General features: G+C 68.0%; 19 protein-coding genes. 14 read left to right on the top strand and 5 right to left on the bottom strand.

The annotated features are described in order from the left end of the window. Positions 1-239: 239 nt before the first annotated feature. The gene (locus E1J61_RS23355; RefSeq protein ID WP_133096364.1) at positions 240-647 is read right to left on the bottom strand and encodes a VOC family protein; all 408 of its coding nucleotides are present in this window, start codon (positions 645-647) and stop codon (positions 240-242) included. A gap of 118 nt (positions 648-765) precedes the next feature. Beyond that, positions 766-1,440, bottom strand: coding sequence for an SGNH/GDSL hydrolase family protein (locus tag E1J61_RS23350; RefSeq protein WP_133096363.1), 675 nt, complete (start codon positions 1,438-1,440; stop codon positions 766-768). A 143-nt stretch (positions 1,441-1,583) separates the two neighbouring features. Here E1J61_RS23350 and E1J61_RS23345 point away from each other — a divergent pair, with 143 nt between their 5' ends. After that, positions 1,584-2,054 carry an SRPBCC family protein gene (locus tag E1J61_RS23345; protein WP_133096362.1) on the top strand — a complete coding sequence of 157 codons (471 nt, stop codon included), beginning with the start codon at positions 1,584-1,586 and terminating at the stop codon, positions 2,052-2,054. Continuing rightward, the gene (locus E1J61_RS23340; RefSeq protein WP_133096361.1) at positions 2,051-3,532 is read left to right on the top strand and encodes a DHA2 family efflux MFS transporter permease subunit; all 1,482 of its coding nucleotides are present in this window, start codon (positions 2,051-2,053) and stop codon (positions 3,530-3,532) included. Before E1J61_RS23345 ends, E1J61_RS23340 begins: the two co-directional genes overlap by 4 nt. Before the next feature lie 37 nt (positions 3,533-3,569). Here E1J61_RS23340 and E1J61_RS23335 read toward each other — a convergent pair whose 3' ends face one another. Further along, complete coding sequence (locus tag E1J61_RS23335; RefSeq protein WP_133096360.1) at positions 3,570-3,839, bottom strand: acyl-CoA-binding protein; 270 nt, start codon at positions 3,837-3,839, stop codon at positions 3,570-3,572. 119 nt (positions 3,840-3,958) lie between these two features. Here E1J61_RS23335 and tsaB point away from each other — a divergent pair, with 119 nt between their 5' ends. The 4 genes from tsaB to E1J61_RS23315 are packed head-to-tail and all read left to right on the top strand — an operon-like array spanning position 3,959 to position 7,296. Continuing rightward, positions 3,959-4,717 (top strand): tRNA (adenosine(37)-N6)-threonylcarbamoyltransferase complex dimerization subunit type 1 TsaB, encoded by a 759-nt coding sequence (gene tsaB, locus E1J61_RS23330; RefSeq protein WP_165971522.1) that lies wholly within the window; start codon positions 3,959-3,961, stop codon positions 4,715-4,717. Beyond that, on the top strand, positions 4,714-5,280 hold the full coding sequence (rimI, locus tag E1J61_RS23325; protein WP_133096359.1) for a ribosomal protein S18-alanine N-acetyltransferase: 567 nt from the start codon (positions 4,714-4,716) through the stop codon (positions 5,278-5,280). Before tsaB ends, rimI begins: the two co-directional genes overlap by 4 nt. After that, complete coding sequence (locus tag E1J61_RS23320; RefSeq protein WP_133096358.1) at positions 5,277-6,173, top strand: uracil-DNA glycosylase; 897 nt, start codon at positions 5,277-5,279, stop codon at positions 6,171-6,173. Before rimI ends, E1J61_RS23320 begins: the two co-directional genes overlap by 4 nt. Beyond that, positions 6,148-7,296, top strand: a complete 1,149-nt coding sequence (locus E1J61_RS23315; protein WP_133096357.1) for a DUF1853 family protein — start codon at positions 6,148-6,150, stop codon at positions 7,294-7,296. Before E1J61_RS23320 ends, E1J61_RS23315 begins: the two co-directional genes overlap by 26 nt. 30 nt (positions 7,297-7,326) lie before the next feature. Here the strand turns inward: E1J61_RS23315 and lplT are convergent, their stop codons facing one another. Continuing rightward, positions 7,327-8,646 (bottom strand): lysophospholipid transporter LplT, encoded by a 1,320-nt coding sequence (lplT, locus tag E1J61_RS23310; RefSeq protein ID WP_133096356.1) that lies wholly within the window; start codon positions 8,644-8,646, stop codon positions 7,327-7,329. Positions 8,647-9,250: 604 nt separating this feature from the next. On the opposite strand from lplT, the gene alr reads away from it, so the two are divergent. The 3 genes from alr (at position 9,251) to E1J61_RS23295 (ending at position 12,522) form a co-directional block, all read left to right on the top strand. Next, positions 9,251-10,372, top strand: coding sequence for an alanine racemase (alr, locus tag E1J61_RS23305; RefSeq protein ID WP_133096355.1), 1,122 nt, complete (start codon positions 9,251-9,253; stop codon positions 10,370-10,372). A gap of 114 nt (positions 10,373-10,486) precedes the next feature. Beyond that, complete coding sequence (radA, locus tag E1J61_RS23300; protein ID WP_133096354.1) at positions 10,487-11,848, top strand: DNA repair protein RadA; 1,362 nt, start codon at positions 10,487-10,489, stop codon at positions 11,846-11,848. A gap of 188 nt (positions 11,849-12,036) precedes the next feature. Then, entirely contained in the window at positions 12,037-12,522 is a 486-nt protein-coding gene (locus E1J61_RS23295) for a disulfide bond formation protein B (RefSeq protein ID WP_029045809.1), read from the top strand. A gap of 170 nt (positions 12,523-12,692) precedes the next feature. Here E1J61_RS23295 and E1J61_RS23290 read toward each other — a convergent pair whose 3' ends face one another. Beyond that, on the bottom strand, positions 12,693-14,627 hold the full coding sequence (locus E1J61_RS23290) for an ATP-binding cassette domain-containing protein (RefSeq protein WP_133096353.1): 1,935 nt from the start codon (positions 14,625-14,627) through the stop codon (positions 12,693-12,695). A gap of 305 nt (positions 14,628-14,932) precedes the next feature. Between E1J61_RS23290 and E1J61_RS23285 the strand changes: the two genes are divergently transcribed. The 5 genes from E1J61_RS23285 (at position 14,933) to gsiC (ending at position 21,498) form a co-directional block, all read left to right on the top strand. Then, entirely contained in the window at positions 14,933-15,898 is a 966-nt protein-coding gene (locus E1J61_RS23285; RefSeq protein WP_133096352.1) for a MurR/RpiR family transcriptional regulator, read from the top strand. Positions 15,899-15,906: 8 nt separating this feature from the next. After that, complete coding sequence (locus E1J61_RS23280; RefSeq protein ID WP_133096351.1) at positions 15,907-16,875, top strand: isoaspartyl peptidase/L-asparaginase family protein; 969 nt, start codon at positions 15,907-15,909, stop codon at positions 16,873-16,875. A 51-nt stretch (positions 16,876-16,926) separates the two neighbouring features. Beyond that, entirely contained in the window at positions 16,927-18,831 is a 1,905-nt protein-coding gene (locus tag E1J61_RS23275; protein ID WP_133096350.1) for a dipeptide ABC transporter ATP-binding protein, read from the top strand. Positions 18,832-18,869: 38 nt separating this feature from the next. Next, positions 18,870-20,426: a glutathione ABC transporter substrate-binding protein GsiB gene (gsiB, locus tag E1J61_RS23270; RefSeq protein WP_133096349.1), complete on the top strand. Its 1,557-nt coding sequence runs from the start codon at positions 18,870-18,872 to the stop codon at positions 20,424-20,426. A 151-nt stretch (positions 20,427-20,577) separates the two neighbouring features. Beyond that, complete coding sequence (gene gsiC / locus E1J61_RS23265) at positions 20,578-21,498, top strand: glutathione ABC transporter permease GsiC (RefSeq protein WP_133096348.1); 921 nt, start codon at positions 20,578-20,580, stop codon at positions 21,496-21,498. Positions 21,499-21,503 lie beyond the last annotated feature (5 nt).

The following is a 21,503-nucleotide window of genomic DNA, read 5'->3' as shown; positions in this document are numbered from 1 at the left end:
AAACTCACCTGGCGTAGCAGGTTCGAACCACCATCCACATCGAACGGAAATCACCACCGCCCGAACCACGCACGCAGCTAAATTGATAGCCAGCCGCTCAGGCGACGCGTTTTTTGGTTACTTTTTGTCGCTCGGACAAAAAGTGACCCGCCCAGGAGGGCGGAACCAGGCGGTTCAACGGCCGACAACATGTCACCAGCCGCGACAAGGCCAGGCTTTTATAGCGGCAAACCGGTCATTCAGCCCGCCACCACCCCATACCCCTCACCCCTCCACTCAACAAAACAAAGCCCATGCCCAAACGGATCCGACAACGTAGCCTGCCTGCCCCAGTCGAAATCCTGCGGCCAGTCCTCGATCTCGGCCCCGGCTTCCAGCGCCCGTTCGATCGCGGCTTCGAGGTCGGCCACGACAAAGTCGAGATGCACCGGCGTCCAATGCCGCCGGTAATCGCGCCGGGTATCCGAACGACTGGTAGGGCGGGTGCCGGCGGGTTTGACGAGCAGGTAAATCGGCGTATTGCCGCCCAGCATTTCAGCGACGGTGCCATCGAACAGCCGACGCTGCAGCTTCAGCCCCAGGCCTTGCTCGTAGAAGGCGATGCCGCGCGCGAGGTCGTCGACATCGATATTGATCAGCAACTCCATGACAGCCTCCTTGCGGCGTTCCGAGTGAGAGCGGCCGCATTGTGCGCCGGCCCTCCTGACAACTGCTGTCAGGAGTGATGTTTCAGCCGGCCGCTGAAGGAGTGCCGAGACGCGGGGGTCAGCGCGGCAGCAGTTCGCGAACGACAGGATGCAATGCGTCGCCAAGCGCCACGTGGGCGTCCGCGTCAAGATGCACGCCGTCGACGGCGCTGCTCTGGATGACCGTGCCGGCATCGAACATCGGGCAATCCAGCTGCGCGCAGAGTTCGGCAACCGCCTGCGGCAGGCCGGTCCATTTATGCTCGCCACCGGCAAACTTGGGCGCCAGCGGCCCGCGCGGCGTGCGGATCGGCGGCGGCACCACCACCAGCACGGGTGGCACCGGCATGCCCGGTTCGATCGGTGCGCTGCGGATGGCCTGCACCAGGGCGCCGATGCCCTGGGAGGCGTGCCAGGCATTGTGCGGATGCATCGACTGGAAATCGTTGTTGCCCAGCATCAAGACCACCAGTGCCAGCGGCGAGTGGATCTCGATACGCTGCGCCACCCCCTGCAGCCCGTTGCGTCCCGGCTTGAAGGGATCGTCCCAGGCCGTGCGGCGGCCGTTCAGGCAGTCTTCGATGATGCGCACCGGCGTGCCGCGGTCGGCATTCAGCGCCAGTTCCAGGCGGCCCGGCCAGCGCACCGGGAACGGCAGCCGCTGGCGCGTGCCGGGGACGATCCCCCAGGACAGTGAATCGGCATAGACAAGGACTTGCAGCGGATCGGTGTCTGCTAGCGACGCGGCAGGCATGCGCGGTACTCCAGTCAACGTGATGATCGGTCGATATCCGGCGAGAGGGCTGCCTCGGCAATGTTGCACCGCGCAGACAAAAACGTCTTCCGAACACGCGGAGACTTCATAATATCGACTTATTGAAGACAGGGAGAGAGAAGTTGCGTTTCGAGCACTTGGTGGAAATCAATGATCCCGGCAACCCCCAGCTGGATCCGCTGACACCCGACCAGCTTTGGCAAGGCCTGGTGTTGCGCGCCGAGTCTCCCGAACTGTTCGTGCTGGGCCTGGACAGTGCCGAAGTGGTGGCGCGCGGCGACAACTGGATCGACCGCGTGCTGCATTTCGGCGAGGCGTCCATCCATGACCGCGTCGTGTTCGAGCCGCGCCGCCAGGTGCGCTACGAAACCGCAGCCACTGCCGAGCACGCCGGGGGCACGCTGACCATGGTGATCGAGACCCCCGGCCCGGGCGCGCTGCTGCTGCGCTTCACCTACGACACCACCATGCCGGCCGTCGATGCCAGCGGCGACGACCGCTACGCCGAGATCGTCAAGTCCGCCTATCACGAGGCCGACCTCGACACCGTCCGCAAGATCCGCGAGATCGCCGACACCGGGCGGCTGGGGTGAGCGAGGGCCCCGTCGCGCCGGAGACGTCCGGCAAGCAGCCGGGCGGGCCGACCCGGGCGGCGCTGCGTGAGCGCTATGGCGACCGCCTGCGCTGGCTGGTGCTGATGACACTGATGCTGGGCACGGTCTCGTCGATCGTCTCGTCCACCATCATCAACGTTGCCATCCCCGACCTGAGCCGGCACTTCGTGCTGGGGCAGGAGCGCGCGCAATGGGTCGCGGCCAGCTTCATGATCGCGATGACGCTGTCGATGCTGCTGACGCCGTGGCTGCTCAACCGCTACGGGCTGCGCCGCACCTTCCTGGGGTCGCTGCTGCTGCTGGGCGCGGGCGGACTGTTCGGCGGGTTCTCGCCGACCTACGGCGTGATGATCGCCATGCGCGTGGCCGAAGGCGCCGCCGCCGGCATCATGCAGCCGCTGCCCAATATCCTGATCCTGCGTGTGTTCGAGGAGCGCGAGCAGGGCAAGGCCATCAGCATGTTCGGCTTCGGCGTGGTGCTGGCGCCGGCGCTGGGGCCGAGCCTGGGCGGCTTCCTGGTCGAGGCGTTCGGCTGGCGCTCGATCTTCTTCGTGGTGGTGCCGCTGACGCTGCTCGGCGCGGCGATGGCGCGGCGCTTCATGGCGGTGGATTCGATCATGATGGGCGAGCGCGAGCCGCTGGACTGGCGCGGCCTGGCGCTGGCCGGCGTGGCGACCGTGAGCCTGCTCAACGGCGTGGTCGAAATGCGCGAAAGCGTGGCCGCGGGCGTGGCGCTGGCCGGCTTCGGCGTGCTGATGCTGGCGGCGTTCGTGCTGTGGCAGCTGCGCGCGCCCCATCCGCTGATGAACATGCGGCTGTACAGCTACCGGCAGTTCGCGGCGGGCGCGGTGGTGGCATTTATCTACGGTGCGGGCCTGTTCGGCTCGACCTACCTGCTGCCGGTCTACATGCAGATGGCGCTGGAGTACACGCCCTCGCGCGCGGGCCTGGTGCTGCTGCCGGCGGGCGTGATGCTGGCGCTGACCATCGCCGTGGCGGGCCGCTTCACGCACCGGATCTCGCCGCATGTCCAGGTATCGTTCGGGCTGGCGCTGCTGGCGCTGTCGTTCCTGCTGATGGCGCTGGGGTCGCCTTCTACGCCGTATCTGCTGCTGGTCGCGCTGGCGGTGCTGGGGCGGATCGGGCTCGGCTGCATCTTGCCGTCGCTGACGCTGGGATCGATGCGGGGCGTGGATTTCTCGCTGATCGCGCAGGGGTCGAGCTGCATCAACTTTATCCGTCAGCTGGGCGGCGCGATCGGCGTGAGCCTTGCCGGCGTGGGGCTGCAGTGGCGGCTGACGCAGCACGGCGCGGTGCTGGGCCAGGCGGGCGACGCCGCGCTGCAGGCGGCGCGCATCCGCGCCTTCGATGAGACTTTCCTGGCGGTCGGGGTGGTGATCGCCAGTGCGATCTTCGCGGCCTGGCGTATCCGCCCAAGGCCGCTGCCGGCGGGCTGAGGCCGCAGGCTGGCGTGGCGGGGCCGGCTGGCGGGGCTTAGCTGGCCGCGCCGCTGCGCAGTTCTTCCACCAGCGCGATGTACTGCTCCATCGCCTGCTCGCGCGCGGTGCCGCGCAGCGCTTCCCAGGCTTCGAACTTGTAGCGGCCGACAAAGTCGGTCATGCCCGGCTTGTCGCCGTGCGCGTCGCCTTCGCTGCCTTGCTTGAACAGGGCGTACAGGCGCAGCAGGGTCATGTTGCTGGGGCGCTCGCTCAGTTGCTTGACGTCGATCTGGGACTGGTCGAAGCGTGCCTGCAGGTCGCTCATGGGTTTCTCCGTGGGAGTTTGTGAAAGTGCTGCCGATGATAGCCGCGCCGGTGCGCCAGACCGCGCGTCTAAAACCGAAGAAGCCCTCGGTTCCGGGCGCCAGCGGCTACAATCGCGCCATGTCCTGGATTCTTGCTGTTGAAACTTCTACGGAGTGGTGCTCGGTCGCGCTCGGACGTGCCGTGGCCGGCGCCGGCATTGAGTGCCTGGTGCGCCATGAGCACACCGGCGCACGCTCCTCCGCGCGCGTGCTGCCCGCCGCCGGCGAGCTGCTGGCCGAGGCCGGCATCGCACTGGCCGATTGCGCCGCGATCGCCTTCGGCGCCGGTCCCGGCTCGTTTACCGGCCTGCGTACCGCGTGTGGCGTGGCGCAGGGACTGGCCTTCGGTGCCGGCCTGCCGGTGGTGCCGGTCAATACCTTGCTGGCTTGCGCCGAGCGCGTGCGCGCCGCCGAGCCGGCGCTGCCCGCGGATATCTCGGTGCTGGTCGCGCTTGACGCACGCATGGACGAGGCCTATGCCGGCGCCTTCGGCTGGGATGCCGCCGCGCAGGAGTGGGTGGAGCGCACGCCGATGCTGGTAAGCGCGCCGGAAACCGTGCAGCTGCCCGGTGGCGAATTCTGGCTGGCGGGCAATGCCGCCACGGTCTTCGCCGAACGCCTCGCCGGCCTGGCGCGCGCGCAGCGCGTGCTGCCGGAGGCGATGCCCCATGCGCAGCCGATGGTCGCCATCGCACTGCGCGCGCTGGCGCGTGGCGAGGCCATCGACGCCGACCGTGCCATGCCGATCTACCTGCGCGACAAGGTCGCGCAAACCGTCGCCGAACGCGAAGCCGCCGCCGCCGCGCGCGCCGCGGCCACGGCCGGGAGTGCATCGTGAGCGCCGCCTACCCGCTGGAAGAGCGGGCCGACTGGCCGGCCGTGCCCGCCATGCCGCCGCTGCCGCCGGGCTTTGCGCTGGGCCGGATGAGCGCGCTCGACCTGGAGGCGGTGGCCGGGATCGAGGCGCGCGCCTACAGCCATCCGTGGACGCGCGGCAATTTCGAGAACTCGGTCAAGGCCGGGCATCTCGGCCTGACGCTGCGCGATCCCGCCGGCACGCTGGTGGCCTATGCAGTGCTGATGCCGGTGGTCGACGAGATGCACCTGCTCAATATCACCGTCGACCCGCCGCGCCAGCGCCAGGGGCTGGGGCGGCTGATGCTGTCGATCGTGCTGGCGACCTCGCACGCGCATCGCATCCATACCATGCTGCTGGAGGTGCGCCCGTCCAATGCCGGCGCGATCGCGCTGTACCAGGCCGCCGGGTTTGCCGAGATCGGCCGCCGCAAAGGCTATTACCCGGCGGTGGGCCGGAACCGCGAAGACGCGCTGGTGCTGCGCCGGAGCTGGCCTGACAAGGTGGCCGGGAAGTCCAGGGAAGGCGGGGAGGGCCGCGCATGAGCCGCCGCGCGCGTTTCCTCGAGGCATTGGGCATCACGGCCGAATGGCTGCCGCGGGCACGCGCTGACGCGCCGCAGGCGGTCGTGGTGTCCGAAGCCGTTGCGCTTGCCGTGCCCGTTGCCGAGGCCATTGCCGAGCCTGTCACGGTGGCCGCGCCGGCCGTTGCGCCCCTCGTGGAAGCCGCGCCTGCGCTCGAAATGGCTACCCCGGTGGTGCCTGCCGTCCCCGTGGCGGCGCCTGCCTCGCGTGCGCCAGCCGAGCCCTCGCTGGTACCGGCCTGCCCCGAGCCCGACTCGGCGCAGGCCGCGCGCGAGGCTGCCATCGCCGCCATGGCATGGCCCGCGCTGGATGCCGCCGTGGCCGGCTGCACCGCTTGCGGACTGTGCCAGACCCGCACCAATACCGTCTTCGGCGTCGGCGACCGGCAGGCGGAATGGATGCTGGTAGGCGAGGCCCCGGGCGAGAACGAAGACCTGCAGGGCGAGCCTTTCGTCGGCCAGGCCGGCAAGCTGCTCGACAATATGCTGGGCGCGCTCGGCCTGGCGCGCGGGCGCAACGTCTTTATCGCCAACGTGCTCAAGTGCCGCCCGCCGGGCAACCGCAACCCCGAGCCGGCCGAGGTGGCGCAGTGCGAGCCCTTCCTGCGCCGGCAGATCGCGCTGGTTCGCCCGAAGGTGATCGTGGTGCTGGGCCGCTTCGCCGCGCAGTCGCTGCTGCGCACCACCACGCCGATCGGCAAGCTGCGCGGCACCGTGCATACCTATGAAGGCATCCCCGTGGTGGTGACTTACCACCCGGCCTACCTGCTGCGCACGCTGACCGACAAGGCGCGCGCATGGGAAGACCTGTGCCTGGCCCGCGAGGTACATGACCGTGCGGGAGCTGGGGCCTGACCTCTCGCTGCATCGCGGCGGCGACGGCAACCTGCCGCCGGAGCCGCCGCTGTGGCGCCGCGCCTTGTCGCCGCGCACGCGCGACCTGGCCTGGACCACGCTGTCGCCGCCGCTGCTGTCCGCGGTAGCGGGCGCCGCTGCGGCGCGCTGGCCCGCCGGTACGCTGGCGGCGTGGCGGCACTGGCTGGAAGCCGCCGACCCGGCGGCGCTGCCGGCCACCATCGACGAACTGGCCGCCGGCCATGCCGCCTTTCCTTCCGATCCCGCTCCCGGCTCCGCCGCCGCGCTGCAGCCGCAGGATCCCGCCAGCCGCAGCCTGCGGCTGGGGCGCCATGCCGAACGGCTGCTGCATTTTGCGCTGCGCCGGATGGAGGGGCTGACGCTGCTGGCGGCCAACGTCCCGGTACGGCGCGCCGGTGCGCATGGCATCCGCACGCTGGGCGAGCTGGACTTCGTCTGGCGCGAGCAGGCCTCCGGCGACGTGGTCCATTGGGAAATGGCCGCCAAGTTCTACCTGATGGCAGGCGCCGTGGCGGCGCCGACCCTGCTCGATTTCGTCGGGCCCAACATGGTCGACCGGCTCGGCGACAAGCTCGGGCATGTAGTCGGGCGCCAGCTGCCGCTCGGGCGCACGCCGGAAGCGCGCGCGCTGCTCGGCCATGTGGTCGACCGTAGCGAAGTCTACCTGCTGGGCTGGCTGTTCTACCCGGACGGGCAAGTGCCGGCGGGACTCGACCAGCTTGGCATCGCGCCGGACCACCTGCAAGGCTGGTGGTCGACGCTCGACGGCTGGCGTGCGCGCGCGGCGGCGCGGCCGGGCCTGCGCTGGTGCCGGCTGCCACGTTCCGAATGGTTGTCGGGGGCGCTGGTGCCTGCCAGCGGCACGGAGGAGGTCGACGCCCTGTACGCCACGCTGGCGCAGCGCTTTGCCGACCCGCGCCACGACCACGGCTGGCGCCGCGAAGCGCCGGTGATGCTGTGCGAGCTGGAGCTGGCCGGCCACGGCTGGTGGCGCGAATGCTCGCGCGGGTTCGTGGTGCCGCCGGGATGGGAGGCGCGCGCCATGGCGCGGGCGGCGGAGCCGACCCGGCAGGGCGCGCAGGCGCTGGCCGACGGACCCTGAACGGGGCGCCGGCCTGGGGAGGTCAGGAGGTCAGTGGTGCTTGTCCTCGCCGATCATCGCCAGCGAGTTGAAGGCGCGCATGTTGTACTTGTGCAGCTTGATCACCAGCATCATGGTCACGCAGATGAACAGGCCCAGCGCGATGATGACCACGCCGATCGGCACGTTCAGCTTGATCAGCAGCGCGTACAGGCACAGCATCAGCAGCACCGATACGTTCTCATTGAAGTTCTGCACCGCGATCGAGTGGCCCGCCGACAGCAGCACGTGGCCGCGATGCTGCAGCAGCGCGTTCATCGGCACCACGAAGTAGCCCGACATCGCGCCCACCAGCATCAGGAACACGTAGGCGATGGCCATGTACAGCGGCATGTTCATGCCCAGGATGCTCAGCGTCACCTGGGGCATGGCGTCCTTGGTGTAGAAAGCCATGATCATCACGGTCGCGCCCATCGCCACACCGAACGGCAGCACCGACAGCGACTTGCGTAGCGGAATGCGCGCGGCGGCGGCGATTGCGCCCACGGCCACGCCGACGGCCACTACCGCCTGCAGCAGTGCGCCCTGCGACAGGTTCAGGCCCAGCGACTTCTCCGCCCACTTCAGCACGATGAACTGCAGCGTCGCGCCCACGCCCCAGAACAGGGTCGTCACCGCCAGCGAGATCTGGCCGAGCTTGTCGCGCCACAGCGCCAGGAAGCAGTCGCCGAATTCGGCGATCAGCTTGATCGGGTTCTTTTCCTGCTGCGGATAGCGGGCGCCGGTATCGGGAATGAACAGGTTGAACATCGACGCGATCACGTAGAACAGCATGATCACGACCATCGCGGCCTCGGCCGGCGTGTCGATGCCGGTGTCGATGAAGGGCAGGTCGAGCCGCATCAGGATGTCCGACACATGCACGGAAATCAGCGCGCCCCCCACCACGGTGCCCAGGATGATCGAGCCCACGGTCAGCCCCTCGATCCAGCCGTTGGCCAGGACCAGTTTCTCCGGCGGCAGCAGCTCGGTCAGGATGCCGTACTTGGCCGGGGAATAGGCCGCCGCGCCGAAGCCCACCACGCCGTAGGCGAGCAGCGGGTGGAAGCCGAACATCATGATCGCGCAGCCGACCACCTTGATGGCATTGGTGATGAGCATCACCCGCCCCTTGGGCATCGAGTCGGCAAAGGCGCCGACGAAGGCGGCGAGGATGACGTAGGAGAGAACGAAGAACAGCTTGAGCAGCGGGGTCATCCACTGCGGTGAATGCAATTCGGTGAGAAGGGCGATGGCGGCGATCAGCAACGCATTGTCGGCCAGCGACGAAAAAAATTGCGCGGCCATGATGGTGTAAAAACCCTTCTTCATGCTTTCGACTTTGTCTCCATCGCGGACTTCCGTCACGCCGGTCAGGGCGGCACCGGCTGGGGAGGCTATGGTTTGCAGGGAACCTTGCGCCGCGGCCGTGTCGAATTGTCTTTGTTGCACTGCGCTGCGGCGCCGTGCGGTTTGCCTGACAGTCATTGACATAATGCTTCGCTTTTAGAACATGGCCGGAGCGTCCGGCTTTATATCACGAAAACATGACATTCCCGAACCCCGGCAAGGTGCCTTTTTGACTGCAAATTGCCGCGCCGATTCCCCAATGACCCCCGGCAGCGGCTCCCGGATGTGTTCAAATAACGGCTGCGATCCCGGCCAGACGACGGGTGTACCGCTGACTGGTGCAGCGGCAAGACAATATCGCAGCCGGACGCCCACGTGACCAGGCAAACGCAAATTTCCCATGGCCGCTCACCTTAGCGCGACATGCCCGCAATATGAAGCACTTCGCATCTACGTGCCGTCGCCCACTGACAGGTGACCCTCGCGCCATTAAAGCTGAGACAGAGCCGTCCTTCCAGTCCCCGCAGTGACGTGAGCGATGCGCCACCGCGCTGCCCGCACTGCCTGATTTCCGAGATGTGACTCCATGCCAAGACCCATCCACGCCGTCATCCACCAACCCGCCCTGGCCAACAACCTCGACGTCGTCCGCCGCAGCGCCCCCGCTTCGCGCATCTGGGCCGTCGTCAAGGCCAATGCCTACGGCCACGGCATCCGCCGCGTCTTTGCCGCGCTGCGCGGCGCCGACGGCTTTGGCCTGCTGGACCTGAATGAAGCCGTGCTGCTGCGCGACCTGGGCTGGCAGGGCCCCATTTTGCTGCTGGAGGGCTTTTTCCAGCCGCAGGACATCGCCCTGATCGAGCAATACCGCCTGACCACCGCGATCCACTGCGACGAACAGCTGCGCATGCTGGAAAGCGCGCGCCCCAGGGGCCCGCTGGCGATCCAGCTCAAGCTGAACACCGGCATGAACCGGCTCGGCTTCCATCCAGCCCAGTATCGCGCCGCCTGGGAGCGCGCCCGCGCCATGCCCTGCGTAGGCAGTATCGTCCATATGACGCATTTTTCCGATGCGGATAGTCCCCGAGGCATCGCCCACCAGGTCGAGGCCTTCGACGCCGCCACCGCCAACCTGCCGGGCGAGGCGAGCCTGTCGAACTCGGCCGCGGTGCTGTGGCATCCGCAGGCGCACCGGGCCTGGGTGCGTCCCGGCATTATCCTGTACGGCGCCTCGCCGACCGGCCGCGATGCCGATATCGCCGGCACCGGCCTGCAGCCGGCCATGTCGCTGCACAGCGAGCTGATCTCGGTGCAGGACCTGCAGCCGGGCGAGACGGTGGGTTATGGCTCCTTGTTTACCGCCGACCGCCCGATGCGCATCGGCGTGGTTGCCTGCGGCTATGCCGACGGCTACCCGCGCCATGCCTCCGGCTGGGGCGCGCAGCGCGCGCCGGTGCTGGTCGACGGCGTGCGTACGGAACTGGTCGGCCGTGTCTCGATGGACATGCTGTGCGTGGACCTGACGCCGTGCCCGAAGGCGCGGGTCGGCAGCCCGGTGACGCTGTGGGGCCAGGGCCTGCCGATCGACGAGGTGGCACAGGCCAGCGGCACGGTCGGCTACGAGCTGATGTGCGCGCTGGCGCCGCGCGTGCCGACCACGGTGGCAACCATCACGGCATCCGACAGCGCCGCGCCGGCCGTGGTGTAGAAGGTTGCAAACGAGAGGTTGCAAACGAGAGCTGGCGGCAGCGCCTGCCGCCGGCTAGTGTGAGGGCCGGGCCACTTCTGCGCCCGGCCTGTTCTTTCCTGCAAGGATTTTCCGTTGGCCAAGACCAAGACCGTCTACACCTGTACCGAATGCGGCGGCACCGCGCCGCGCTGGGCCGGCCAGTGCCCGCATTGCCAGCAATGGAACACTCTGGTGGAAACGGTGGCCGAGACGGCCGCGTCCAAGCGCTTCCAGCCGCTGGCGGCATCGGCCATGGTGCGCAAGCTGTCCGAGATCGAGGCCGCGGACGTGCCGCGCTTCTCCAGCGGCATCGACGAGTTCGACCGCGTGCTGGGCGGCGGGCTGGTGGCGGGCGGCGTGGTGCTGATCGGCGGCGATCCCGGTATCGGCAAGTCCACGCTGCTGCTGCAGGCGCTGGCCAACCTGGCCGGGCAGCGCCGCGTGCTCTATGTCAGCGGCGAGGAATCGGGCGCGCAGATCGCCCTGCGCGCGCAGCGGCTGGGCGTGGAAAGCCCGGCGCTGGGGCTGCTCGCCGAAATCCAGCTAGAGAAGATCCAGGCCACGCTCGAAGCCGAGAAGCCGGAAGTGGCGGTGATCGACTCGATCCAGACGCTGTACTCGGAGGCGCTGACGTCGGCGCCGGGCTCGGTCGCGCAGGTGCGCGAGTGCGCGGCGCAGCTCACGCGCATCGCCAAGAGCAGCGGCATCACCATCATCCTGGTCGGCCACGTCACCAAGGAAGGCAGCCTGGCCGGGCCGCGCGTGCTGGAGCATATCGTCGACACGGTGCTGTACTTCGAGGGCGATACGCATTCTTCGCACCGGCTGATCCGCGCCTTCAAGAACCGCTTCGGCGCGGTCAACGAGCTGGGCGTGTTCGCCATGACCGAGCGCGGGCTGCGTGGCATCAGCAACCCCTCGGCGCTGTTCCTGTCGCAGCATGAAGAGACCGTGCCCGGCTCGTGCGTGCTGGTGACGCAGGAAGGCACGCGCCCGCTGCTGGTGGAGATCCAGGCGCTGGTCGACACCGCCCACGTGCCCAACCCGCGCCGGCTGGCGGTGGGCCTGGAGCAGAACCGGCTGGCGCTGCTGCTGGCGGTGCTGCACCGGCATGCGGGCATTGCCTGCTTCGACCAGGATGTGTTCCTGAACGCGGTAGGCGGGGTCAAGATCACCGAGCCGGCCGCCGACCTGGCGGTGCTGCTGTCGATCCATTCGTCGATGCGCAACAAGCCGCTGCCGCGCGGGCTGGTGGTCTTTGGCGAAGTCGGCCTGGCCGGCGAAATCCGGCCCAGCCCGCGCGGCCAGGAACGGCTGAAGGAAGCGGCCAAGCTGGGGTTCACGCTGGCCGTGATCCCCAAGGCCAATGCGCCCAAGCAGAAGATCGACGGCCTGGAAGTGATCGCGGTGGAGCGCATCGAGCAGGCAATCGACCGGGTGCGCCACCTGGACTGAGGCATGGGCGCCGGCGGCTTGCTTATGGAAACTCGCGCCGGCGTTGCGCAGCCGATGTGGCGTCCAAGGCGGGGGCGGAAAAATCGGTAATAATGCGCAGCAATGCCGCGCCCCCGAACTAAACACACCTGACGGCACCCGTTTGCCGGATCACCCCGGATCACCCCGGATCACCATTTATCACCGCTATGCAAGCCAATTCCCGCGCCTATTTCCTGCTGATCGCCCTGGTTTCCTTCGGCCTGGTCGGCGTTGCGCTCTACCTGCAGTTTGAAAAGGGCTACCAGCCCTGTCCGCTTTGCGTGATGCAGCGCTTTGCGTTTATCGGCATCGGCATCTTCTCGCTGCTCGCCGTGGTGGCGCAGAACACGCGCTCTTTGTGGCAGGGCCTGGGCATGCTGTCCGGCATCGCCGGCATTGCCGTGGCGGTGTATCACGTGTCGCTGTTGCTCAACCCGAAGGCGACCTGCGGCATCGATCCGCTGGAGAACTGGGTCAACGCGCTGCCGACCGCCAAGGTGCTGCCGCAGGTGTTCTACGCCGATGGCCTGTGCGCGGCGCCGCTGCCGCCGGTGCTGGGCCTGTCGGTGCCGGCGTGGTCGCTGATCTGGCTGTTTATCCTGACGCTGACGCTGGCGGTGGGGTTGATCCGGCGGGAGAAGAATTTCCGTTGAGCGATAAGGGCAAACAAAAACCGGCCTAAGGCGCTGCGCTAAGGCGCCGTTTTTTTACTGCGGGAAGGTTGAAGTCCAGCGGGTTTGCTGCCCTCTCCCACTTCGCGGGAGAGGGCAGCGTCCGCAAGGGGTGTAAGGCTATGCAGGCGCTGTTGGCGTTGAGGGACTCCTCACGCAATCTGCTCGATTTGCTCCTGTAACTCCAGCCACTTCTCTTCCAGCGTCTCCAGCTCGCCATTGACCTCGCCCTGGCGCTTCAGCATCTCCATCAGCTTCGCCTTGCTGGCTTCGGCATAGCTCGATTCATCGGCCATGAATCGGTCGATCTCCTCCTTGGCGGTTTGCAGCACCGCCATCCGCTTCTCGACCTTCTCCAGCTCCTTTGTCAGCGGCTTGCGCAGCGCCGACAGGCGCTGGCGCTCGTCGGCCTCGGCGCGGCGCTGGTCCTTGCGGTTGATCGTGGCGGCGCCATCGCCGCCATTCTCTGCCAGGTGCGCGGCCGCGGCGGCGTTGCGCTTGGCGGCGGCCTGCTGCAGCAGCCAGTCGCGGTAGTCGTCCAGGTCGCCGTCGAAAGGCTTGATGGTGCCGTCGGCGACCAGCATGAACTGGTCGGCGGTGGCGCGCAGCAGGTGGCGGTCGTGCGAGACCAGGATCAGCGTGCCTTCGAACTGCGCCAGCGCCATGGTCAACGCCTCGCGGGTATCGAGGTCGAGGTGGTTGGTCGGTTCGTCGAGCAGCAGCAGGTTGGGCTTCTGCCAGACGATCAGCGACAGCGCCAGCCGCGCCTTTTCGCCGCCGGAGAAAGGCTCGATCGGCGAGGTGGCCATGTCGCCGCGGAAATTGAAGCTGCCGAGGAAGTCGCGCAGCTCCTGCTCGCGCACGTCGGGCGCGAGCCGCGCGAGGTGCTGCAGCGGCGAGTCGTGGTCGCGCAGCGTCTCGAGCTGGTGCTGGGCGAAGTAGCCGATCTGCAGGCCCTTGCCCAGGCGCAGCGTGCCGGTCAGCGGATCCTGCGTGCCGGCCAGCGTCTTGACCAGCGTCGACTTGCCCTGGCCGTTGGCGCCCAGCAGGCCGATGCGCTGGCCGTTCTGGATCGACAGCGCCAGGTTGTGCAGGATGGTGACCGGCGGCTCGGCCTCGGCGTAGCCGCAATCGACGCCGTCGAGCACCATCATCGGATTGGGCGCGGCGTCGGGCTCGCGGAATTCAAAGGCAAAGCCGGCGGCGACGTGCACCGGCGCGAGCCGCTCCATCTTCTCCAGCGCCTTGACGCGGCTCTGCGCCTGGCGCGCCTTGGTCGCCTTGGCCTTGAAACGCGTAATGAACGACTCCAGGTGCGCGATTTCCTTCTGCTGGCGCACATAGGCGGACTGTTGCTGCGCCATCTGCTGCAGCCGCAGGGTCTCGAACAGCGTGTAGTTGCCGCCGTAGCGGCGCACCTGCTGGTTCTCGATATGCACGGTGACGTTGCAGATCGCATCGAGGAATTCGCGGTCGTGCGAAATCATCACCAGCGTGCCCGGGTAGCGCGCCAGCCAGTCTTCCAGCCAGACGATGGCGTCCAGGTCCAGGTGGTTGGTCGGCTCGTCGAGCAGCAGCAGGTCGGAGGGGCACATCAGCGCCTGCGCCAGGTTCAGGCGCATGCGCCAGCCGCCGGAGAACGACGATACCGGCTGCGTGACCTGGGGCAGCGTAAAGCCGAGGCCGAGCAGCAGCGCCTCGGCGCGCGCGGGGGCGGTGTAGCCGTCGGCGTCGGCATAAGCGGCGTGGGCTTCGCCTTCGGCGGTGCCGTCGCCGCTGGCCTGCGCGGCCGCGATGGCGGCTTCGATCTCGCGCAGCCGGGTGTCGCCGTCGATCACGTACTCGACCGCGCTGCGGCTGACCGCCGGCGTTTCCTGCGCCACATGCGCCACGCGCCATTGGGCCGGCACGCTGACATCCCCGCCGTCCGGATGCAATTCGCCGCGCAGCAGCGCGAACAGCGTCGACTTGCCGCTGCCGTTGGCGCCGACTAGGCCCACGCGCTCGCCCGGGTTGAGCGTCACGCTGGTGTGGTCGAACAGCACCTTGGTGCCGCGCTGGAGGACAAGCTGGTCGATTCGGATCACGTGCGGGGAAACTTCTGAACGGGGTACTGGCAACTACGCGGAAAAGCCGGCCAAGGCGGGTTGGCGGCGCTGGCCGGCATTGTAGCGTTTCCGGTGCGGGGCATGCCCGCGAATGGCGAAACACCAGAAATGCCAGGGCATTGCGCACCGCCCCGGTGCCCCGCATGGCGGCGGGTCCTAGGGATTACCCTCGAACTGCGAAAACTCTATTTTCTTTGTGGGTGGGTTGCGTGTAAATTCATTTTCATTCGTTTTTCAGGATGTAACCGGCAGCGTCGCCCATGCGCATGCCGTCCCGACCCGACATGACCCAAGGCCATTCGATCTCCGACCGCATCGCGCGCAGCCTGCCCACGCTGACGCCGGCGCACCGCCGCATGGCGGAATACGTGCTGGCCAACCTGTTCCGCGCGGCCACGATGCGCATCGACGAGTTTGCCGCGGCGGTGGACGTGTCGGTGGCCACCGCCAACCGCTTCGCGCGGGCGCTGGGCTTCGACGGCTATCCGCAGTTCCGTACCGAGCTGGTGCGCGGCTTCGAGGCCACGCTGGCGCCGGTCGAGCGGCTGCGCAGCGAACTGGAGCGGCCCGCCACCGTGGCCGAAGTGTTCGCCGCCTCGCTCGAGGATGCGGCCGCCAATGCCGAAGCCACCCGGCGCGGCATCGACGCGCAGGCGTGCGAGCGCGCGGTCGCGGCGATCCTGGGTGCGCAGCGCGTCTACGTGGCGGGCTTCGGCGCCAGCGGCTTCCTGGCCGGCCTGCTGCAGCACGGGCTGGAAATGCATTGCCGCATGGTGACCTCGGTCGCCGGCGCCGGCGGCGCCTCGCACGCGGCGCGCCAGCTGTTCAAGCTGCAGCCGAGCGACCTGCTGATCGTGATTGCCTTCCCGCGCTATGTGACCGACAGCATCGAACTGGCGGAGCGCGTCAAGGCGCACGGCGGCCGGGTGCTGGCGCTGACCGACGGGCCGACCTCGCCGCTGGCGCCGCTGGCCGATATCGCGCTGTACGCGCAGGCCGCCAACCGGCTCTCGGCCAACTCCGACGCGACCGTGCTGGCGCTGATCGAAGCGCTGTGCGGCGCGGTCGCGCATCGCGCCGAGCGGCCGGTCAAGGCCGCCGCCGAAATGACCGAATTCCTGCTGCCGTGGCTCTATGGCGCGCCGGGCGCGGACCGCGCCGGCCGTGCCGGGCCAGCCGAGCCGCAGGCTACCGAAGAGCAGGCGGCGGGCACCACGCGCCGCCGCGCCTCCAACCTCAAGAAGCCCTGAGCTATCCCATGCAACAAGCAGTCATTGCCATCCACGGCGGCGCCGGCACCATCACCCGCGAGGCGATGGATCCCGCGCGCGAACGCGAATACACGGAAGCGCTGGAACACGTGCTGCGGGCCGGCCAGCGCATCCTGGCCAACGGCGGCAGCGCGCTCGACGCCGTGACCGAAGCCGTGCGCCTGCTGGAGGAATGTCCGCTGTTCAACGCGGGCAAGGGCGCCGTGCTGACCCACGCCGGCACCTATGAACTCGACGCGGCCGTGATGGACGGCGCCACCCGCGATGCCGGCGCGGTCGCCTGCGTCACGCGGCTGCGCAATCCGGTGCTGGCAGCGCGCGCGGTGCTCGACCACAGCGAGCATGTGCTGTTTGCCGGCACCGGCGCCGAAGAATTCGCCGCCGCCCAGGGGCTGGAGCTGGTGGAGCAGGACTACTACTTCACGCAGGCACGCCATGAGCAATGGCAGCGCGCCCGCGGTACCGCCGGCATGGCGCTGCTCGACCATGATGCCGCCGCACTGGCGGCACGCAACAACCCGGCCGACCCGATCGACCCCGACAGCAAGTTCGGCACCGTCGGCGCGGTGGCATGCGACAGCCGTGGCAACCTCGCCGCGGCAACTTCCACCGGTGGCGTGACCAACAAGCGGGTGGGGCGCGTCGGCGATACCCCCGTGATCGGTGCGGGCTGCTATGCCGACGACGTGGTGGCGGTGTCGGCCACCGGCACCGGCGAGATGTTTATCCGCACCGTGGCCGCTCACGATGTCTCGGCGCAGATGCGCTATGCCGGCCTGCCGCTGGAGGAATCGGCACGGCGCGTGGTGATGGAAAAGCTGGTCGCCATCGAAGGCCGCGGCGGCCTGATTGCGGTAGACCGCGACGGCAACGTCACGCTGCCGTTCAACACCGAAGGCATGTACCGCGGCTTTGCCCGCGTGGGCGAGGCCGTCAGCGTCTCGATCTACGGCTGACCCGCGCCGCACCGGCAAGTCTCAGCACTCGCAGCAAACAAGGAGTACCTAGTGGCCACTACCCCTGCGCAATCGCGCGCTTCCGCCTCCGGCATCATCCTGCCGCCCGAGCGCGTCGTCTCGGTCGACGGCCTGAGCGTGCGCTTTGCCACGTCCGAACGTACCGTCGAGGCCGTGCGCAACCTGTCGTTCCATGTCGACCGCGGCGAGACGCTGGCGGTGGTGGGCGAGTCGGGCTCGGGCAAGTCGGTCACGTCGCTGGCGCTGATGCGGCTGGTCGAGCATGGCGGCGGCAAGATCGCCAGCGGCAGCATGCTGCTGCGCCGGCGCGGCGGCGAGGTGATCGACCTGGCGCGCGCGGATAACGCGACCCTGCGCAGCGCGCGCGGCGCCGACGTGGCGATGATCTTCCAGGAGCCGATGACCTCGCTCAATCCGGTGTTCCCGGTGGGCGAGCAGATCGCCGAATCGATCCGGCTGCACCAGGGCAAGAGCCGCGCCGCGGCGCGCGCCGAAGCGCTGCGCATGCTGGAACTGGTGCGCATCCCCGAGGCGCGCCGCGTGCTGGAGCGCTATCCGCACCAGCTCTCCGGCGGCATGCGCCAGCGCGTGATGATCGCGATGGCGCTGTCATGCAAGCCGGCGCTGCTGATCGCCGACGAGCCCACTACCGCGCTGGACGTGACCATCCAGGCCGAGATCCTGCAACTGGTGCGCAGCCTGCAGGCCGAGATGCACATGGGCGTGGTCTTCATCACCCACGACATGGGCGTGGTGGCCGAGGTGGCCGATCGCGTGCTGGTGATGTACCGCGGCGAGAAGGTGGAAGAGGGCAGTTCCGACGACGTGTTCCGCGCGCCGGCGCATCCGTATACGCGCGCACTGCTGTCGGCGGTGCCGCGCCTGGGCGCCATGAGCGGCACCGACCTCCCGGCCAAGTTCCCGCTGCTGCGGCTGGACAGCGCCAGGGCGGAGCAGGCCGCGCCGCAGGACACGGTCAAGCCCGGCATCGCGCCGATCCTGCGCGTGCAGGACCTGGTCACGCGTTTCGACGTGCCCGGCGGCCTGTTCGGCCGTGTCACGCGCCGCGTGCATGCGGTGGAGAAGGTCAGCTTCGATCTCTATCCCGGCGAAACGCTGGCACTGGTGGGCGAGTCCGGCTGCGGCAAGTCCACCACGGGGCGTTCGCTGCTGCGCCTGGTGGAAAGCCAGAGCGGCACCATCGAGTTCAACGGCCAGAACATCAGCAAGCTGGAAGGGCCGGCGCTGCAGACGCTGCGCCGCAATATCCAGTTCATCTTCCAGGACCCGTTCGCGTCGCTCGATCCGCGCGTGCCGGTGGGCTATTCGATCATGGAGCCGCTGCTGGTGCACAAGGCGGCCAGCGGCAAGGAGGCCGAGCAGCGCGTGGCCTGGCTGCTCGACAAGGTGGGGCTGGATCCGTCGCACGCGGCGCGCTATCCGCACGAGTTCTCCGGCGGCCAGCGCCAGCGCATCTGCATTGCGCGCGCGCTGGCGCTGAACCCCAAGGTGGTGGTGGCCGACGAGTCGGTGTCGGCGCTGGACGTGTCGATCCAGGCGCAGATCGTCAACCTGATGCTCGACCTGCAGCGCGAGCTGGGCATCGCCTTCCTGTTTATCTCGCACGACATGGCGGTGGTCGAGCGCGTCAGCCACCGCGTGGCGGTGATGTACCTGGGCCAGATCGTCGAGATCGGCCCGCGCCGCGCGATCTTCGAGAACCCGCAGCACCCGTACACGCGCAAGCTGATGTCGGCGGTGCCGATCGCCGATCCGGCGCGGCGCCACCTGCGGCGCGAGCCGCTGAACGATGAGATTCCCAGCCCGATCCGCGCGGTCGGCGACGAGCCGGTGGTGCAGCCGCTGGTGCAGGTCGCCGGCAGCGGCGCGCTTGGCCACTATGTCGCCCGGCATGCCGTCGGCGGCGCCTATTGAAGTCCTGGAAATAACGAAGCTACCAAGGAGAATCGACGATGTCTGCACGTATGGTTTCGCCCCGATGGATGGCCGGCGCCTTTGCCGCCGGCACGCTCGGCATGCTGGCCGCCGCGCCGGCCTTCGCGGCCAAGGATGCGGTGATGGCGGTGTATTCCACCTTCACCACGCTGGACCCGTACGACGCCAACGACACGCTGTCGCAGGCAGCCAGCAAGTCCTTCTACCAGGGCCTGTTCGGCATGGACAAGGACATGAAGCTGGTCAACGTGCTGGCCGACAGCTATGACGTCAGCAAGGATGGCCTGGTCTACACCATCAAGCTGAAGAAGGGCATCAAGTTCCACGACGGCACTACCTTCGATGCCGCCGCCGTCAAGGCCAACCTGGACCGCGTCACCAACCCGGCCAACAAGCTCAAGCGCTATACGCTGTTCAACCGTGTCGCCAAGACCGACGTGGTCGATGCCAATACCGTCAAGGTCACGCTGAAGGAGCCGTTCTCGCCGTTCATCAACGTGCTGGGGCATCCGTCGGCGGTGATGATCTCGCCGGCCGCGCTGCAGAAGTACGGCAAGGAAATTGCCTTCCATCCGGTCGGCACCGGCCCGTTCGAGTTCGTCGAATGGAAACAACCCGATCACCTGAAGGGCAAGAAGTTCGCCGGCTACTGGAAGACCGGCTACCCGAAGATCGATTCCATCACCTGGAAGCCGGTGGTCGACAACAACACCCGCGCCGCCATCATGCAGACCGGCGAGGCGGACTTTGCCTTCAGCATCCCGTTCGAGCAGGCCGCGGTGCTGAAGAGCAGCGCCAAGGTCGATCTGATCTCGTCGCCGTCGATCATCCAGCGCTACCTGAGCCTGAATACCACGGTCAAGCCGTTCAACGACCCGAAGGTGCGCCAGGCCATCAACTACGCCATCAACAAGGACGCACTCGCCAAGGTGGCGTTCGCCGGCTATGCCGTGCCGGCCGAAGGCGTGGTGCCCCCGGGCGTGGACTTTGCCGAGAAGCTGGGCCCGTGGCCGTATGACCCGGCCAAGGCGCGCGCGCTGCTGAAGGAAGCCGGCTACCCGAACGGCTTCGAGACCACGCTGTGGTCGGCGTACAACCACACCACCGCGCAGAAGGTGATCCAGTTCGTGCAGCAGCAGCTGCAGCAGGTCGGCATCAAGGCGCAGGTGCAGGCGCTGGAAGCGGGCCAGCGCGTCGAAAAGGTCGAGAGCGTGCAGAAGCCGGAAGACGCCGGCGTGCGCATCTACTACGTGGGCTGGTCGTCGTCGACCGGTGAATCGGACTGGGCGCTGCGTCCGCTGCTGGCTTCCGAGTCGATGCCGCCCAAGCTGCTGAACACCGCCTACTACAAGAACGACCAGGTCGATGCGGATATCGCCGGCGCGCTGCGCACCACCGACCGCAGCGAGAAGGCCCGCCTGTACAAGGACGCCCAGGAACGCATCTGGAAGGATGCGCCGTGGGCCTTCCTGGTGACGGAGAAGGTGCTGTTCGCGCGCAGCAAGCGGCTGACCGGGGCGTATGTGATGCCGGACGGGTCGTTTAATTTTGATGAGATTGATATCAAGCAGTGAGGGGTGTGAGGGCAGGCGCTTGCAGCACCGCGAAGCCGCGCTCTGCCACAACCCACCCAACCTAGCAGTAAAGCAGTAAGCCGATGGTGGCCGCCTGCCCGCGTCGCGGGGTCGCAGGCAGGCGGCCTGCGGCCTTTCTTCATGGTGTGCAATGCTGAACTACTTCCTCAAACGAGTGCTGGGCGTGATCCCCACGCTGCTGATCGTGGCAGTGCTGGTGTTCCTGTTCGTCCACCTGCTGCCGGGCGATCCCGCGCGGCTGGCGGCGGGCCCCGAGGCCGACTCGGCTACGGTCGAGCTGGTGCGCAAGGACCTGGGCCTGGACCGGCCGCTGCCCGAGCAGTTCGTCAACTTTTTCTCCAATGCGATCCGCGGCGAGTTCGGCAATTCGCTGCGCACCAAGCGCCCGGTGAGCGAAGAGATTGGCGACCGCTTCATGCCCACGCTGCTGCTGACGGTGGCGTCGATGGCGTGGGCGGTGGTGTTCGGCATGGTGATCGGCATCGGCTCGGCGGTATGGCGTAACCGCTGGCCGGACCGGCTGGGCATGACGCTGGCGGTCTCGGGCATCTCCTTCCCGGCCTTTGCGCTCGGCATGCTGCTGATGGAGGTGTTTTCCGTGCAGTTGGGCTGGCTGCCGTCGATCGGCGCCGACACCTGGAAACACTACGTGCTGCCGTCGATCACGCTCGGCGCCGCGGTGGCGGCGGTGATGGCGCGCTTTACCCGCGCCTCGTTCGTCGAGGTGCTGCAGGAAGACTTTATCCGCACCGCCCGCGCCAAGGGCGTGCGCGAGACGGCGGTGGTGGCCAAGCATGGCCTGCGCAACGCGATGATCCCGGTGGTGACGATGATGGGCCTGCAGTTCGGCTTCCTGCTGGGCGGCTCGATCGTGGTCGAGAAAGTATTCAACTGGCCCGGCCTCGGCCGCCTGCTGGTCGATGCCGTCGAGATGCGCGACTACCCGGTGATCCAGGCCGAGGTGCTGCTGTTCTCGCTCGAATTCATCCTGATCAACCTGGTGGTGGACATGCTCTACACCGTGATCAATCCCACCATCCGCTACAAGTGAGGCCG

It is taken from the genome of Cupriavidus sp. L7L (assembly GCF_004353535.1).
GTDB classification, from domain to species: Bacteria; Pseudomonadota; Gammaproteobacteria; order Burkholderiales; family Burkholderiaceae; genus Cupriavidus; species Cupriavidus oxalaticus_A.
This window is presented reverse-complemented; position numbering and strand designations above follow the sequence as displayed.